Source organism: Aeromicrobium alkaliterrae, assembly GCF_039529015.1.
Taxonomy (GTDB): Bacteria; Actinomycetota; Actinomycetes; order Propionibacteriales; family Nocardioidaceae; genus Aeromicrobium; species Aeromicrobium alkaliterrae.
Window position 1 is genome coordinate 853,139 of record NZ_BAAAME010000002.1, and the last position, 3,116, is coordinate 856,254.

General features: G+C 71.2%; 4 protein-coding genes. All 4 read right to left on the reverse strand.

The genetic code is table 11. The annotated features are described in order from the left end of the window. Nucleotides 1-17 precede the first annotated feature (17 nt). Nucleotides 18-377, reverse strand: coding sequence for a hypothetical protein (locus ABD127_RS05365; RefSeq protein ID WP_344198504.1), 360 nt, complete (start codon nt 375-377; stop codon nt 18-20). A 106-nt stretch (nt 378-483) separates the two neighbouring features. Further along, the gene (locus ABD127_RS05370; RefSeq protein ID WP_344198506.1) at nt 484-1,722 is read right to left on the reverse strand and encodes a phospholipase D-like domain-containing protein; all 1,239 of its coding nucleotides are present in this window, start codon (nt 1,720-1,722) and stop codon (nt 484-486) included. Nucleotides 1,723-1,751: 29 nt separating this feature from the next. After that, the gene (gene truB / locus ABD127_RS05375; protein WP_344198508.1) at nt 1,752-2,642 is read right to left on the reverse strand and encodes a tRNA pseudouridine(55) synthase TruB; all 891 of its coding nucleotides are present in this window, start codon (nt 2,640-2,642) and stop codon (nt 1,752-1,754) included. Beyond that, complete coding sequence (rbfA, locus tag ABD127_RS05380) at nt 2,639-3,094, reverse strand: 30S ribosome-binding factor RbfA (protein WP_344198510.1); 456 nt, start codon at nt 3,092-3,094, stop codon at nt 2,639-2,641. Before rbfA ends, truB begins: the two co-directional genes overlap by 4 nt. Between the last annotated feature and the right edge of the window lie 22 nt (nt 3,095-3,116).

Consider the following 3,116-nt stretch of genomic DNA (forward strand, 5'->3'; position numbering starts at 1 on the left):
CCCCTCGTCGGGCGACGTCAGTCGTCGTCGTCGCCGTCGTCGTCCCAGTCGTCGTCGTGGTCGTCGTCGTGGTCGTCGTCGTCGTGGTCGTCGTCGTACCGGTCGTCGTCATCGTCGTCGTCCCAGCCGCTCGCCGGGGCCGGCGCGGGCGCCGGAGCGGGTGCCGGAGCGGGGGCGGGTGCCGGAGCCGGCGCGGGTGCCGGGGCGGGGACCTGCGTGCCGCCGTCGTCCGCGTCGTCGTCGGTCGTGCCCGGCGTCTGGACGACGGGCGAGATCGACGGCCGCTCGGTGTCGGCCGAGGCGATCGCGATGCCACCGGCGCCGAGGACGGCGACGGCCGCCAGGGTGCCGAGTCCGGCCTTGAGGATGGTGTCCATGGGGTGCTCCTTCGCTAGGTGGTGGTTCCACCCTCGCGATCGGGAGTGAGGCCTCCGTGAGGCCGAGATGAGAGGCCTCTCACGAACCCGGCGGCCCCTGTTCCGCCTACAGGAGCGGGCGGAGCGGGCGCAGGAGGAGCTCGCAGGCACGCGAGACGATCCAGCGTCGCTCCCACTCCCGACGGGTCAGCTCGGTGCAGTTGGTCAGGTCGTGCGCGAACACGTCCTCGAGGTGGGTCGCGAGCGCGGGGTCGACGATCTCGATGTTGATCTCGTAGTTGCCGCTGAGGCTCAGCCGGTCGATGTTCGCCGTGCCGATCGTGCTCCAGCTTCCGTCGATCGTGCAGGTCTTGGCGTGCACCATGTGGTCGCGGTAGCGGTGGATGCGCACCCCCGACCCGAGCAGCCGCCCGTAGAAGCCGCGCGACAGCCAATCGGTCACGACGTGGTTCGAGATCTCCGGGACGATGATGTCGACCTGCACGCCGCGGTCCCGGGCCTGCAGGAGCGCCTCGAGGATGTCGTGGTCGGGGATGAAGTAGGCCGCCGTGATGCGGATGTTCCGCGTCGAGCGGTCGATCGCCTCGAGGTACATGTTGCGGATCGGGAAGACGAGCTGGCGCGGCACGTTGCGGTGGGTGCGCACGCGCGGGTCCCAGTCGTCGGAGCCGGACCCCAGGATCGGTGCCTCCGGTCGCAGCATGTTCCAGAAGTCGACGAAGGCGTTCGCGAGGTCCCAGACCGCCGACCCGGTGATCCGCAGGTGCGTGTCGCGCCATTCCGTCGCGTACAGCGAGCCGACGTTGTAGCCGCCCACGAACCCGACCGTCTCGTCGACGACGAGGATCTTGCGGTGGTCGCGGCCCCAGCGACGAGGGCTCAGGGGCTTGAGCCCCGCGTTGTAGACCGGGTAGCGCAGGACCTGGATCGCCGGGCCGAAGTCGAAGAAGCTGCGCGGCACGACGAGGTTGGCGAACGAGTCGAAGACGACGTAGACCTCGACGCCGCGCGCTGCGGCAGCCTGCAGGGCCGCCTTGAAGCGGTGCCCCTCGCTATCGCCCTTGACGATGAACGACTCGAAGAACACCCGGTGCTCGGCGGCCTCGATCGCCGCGATCATGTCACCGAAGACGTGGTCGCCGTAGGTGTACACGGTCGCGTCGCCGCGGGGCGTCGCGATCGTCGCGGGCGGGGTGATCGGGAACCCGTGCGCCCGCTTGCCGCGCAGGACCTTGCGGACCTTGGTCGTCGCCATGATCCCGGCGACGACCGCCACGACCGAGACGAACCACGTCCTGACGACCTCCCAGGCGAGCCGGCGGGGGGACGGCAGTGACGACCACATGCGGTCACCCTAGTGCGTCGGCGCGCACCTCAGACGAAGACCGCGACGGGCTTGGCCGTGCCGCCGCGCTGCTCGTACAGCGCGAGGAACTGGCCCTCGGGATCGAACACCGCCACCGAGCCGGTGGCGCCCAGGTCGATCCCGGTCAGGGTGCGGCCGAACCGCACGTCGGAGGCTTCGTCGGCCGAAAGGGCGTACGACGGGAAGGCGATGCGGGTCGCGTCGTCGAGCCCGATGACCTGCCACTGCTCGGTGAGCTCCTCGATCGTCGCCGCGTGCTCGAGCGTGAAGGGCCCGACGCGCGTGCGACGCAGCATCGTCAGGTGCCCGCCGACACCCAGCGCCTCACCGAGGTCGCGCGCCAGCGCGCGCACGTAGGTGCCGCTCGTGCACGCCACGTGCACGTCGACGTCGACGACGTCTCCCTCGACGCGCAGCGCCGTGATCGAGAAGTCGTCGACCGTGACCTCACGGGCGGCGAGCTCGACCTGCTCCCCCGCACGGACGCGGGCGTAGGAGCGCTGACCGTCGACCTTGATCGCCGACACCGCGGACGGCACCTGGGCGATGAGGCCCCGCAGCGGCACCATCGCCGCCTCGACCTCGTCGCGGGTCAGGTGCCCGGCCGGGGTGTCGGCGAGGACCTCGCCCTCGGCGTCGTCGGTCACGGTGGAGCGCCCGAGGCGGATCGTCGCGACGTACTCCTTGTCGGTCAGCTGGAGCTGACCGAGCAGGCGCGTGGCCCGGCCGATGCCGAGCAGCAGGACACCGGTGGCCATCGGGTCGAGCGTTCCGGCGTGGCCGACCTTGCGGGTGCTCGCCAGTCGACGGCCACGGCCGACGACGTCGTGCGAGGTCCACCCGCCGGGCTTGTCGACCACGACCAGCCCGGGCACGGGCTCGTTCGGCTCCGTCGTCACTGCTGCGCGTCGTCGGCGTCGTCGCCGTCGACCTCGTCCGCCGGGTGCTTGTACGGGTCGGCGTCGCCGGCGTACTGGGCGCCCTGGGCGCGTGAGGCGACCTCGGCGTCGGAGCTGCGCGCCTTCGCCAGGAGCTCGTCGATGTGGCGGGCCTCGTCGGGCACCGCGTCGAGGAAGAACTCCAGGCTGGGCGCGAGCCGCAGGCCGAGGCGCTTGGCGACCTCGGAGCGCAGCATGCCGGTGGCGCTGCGCAGGGCAGCACCGCTGCCCTCGATCGCGTCGGCGTCACCGAGGACGGTGTAGAACACCGAGGCGTGCTGGTGGTCGCCGGTGACCCGGACGTCGGTGATCGTCACGAAACCCAGGCGCGGGTCCTTGACCCGACGCTCGAGCAGCTCGGCGACGATGACCTTGATGCGGTCGGCGATCTGGTGCTGGCGTGCTCCGGCCATGATCCTTCTCCACTTTCCTTCA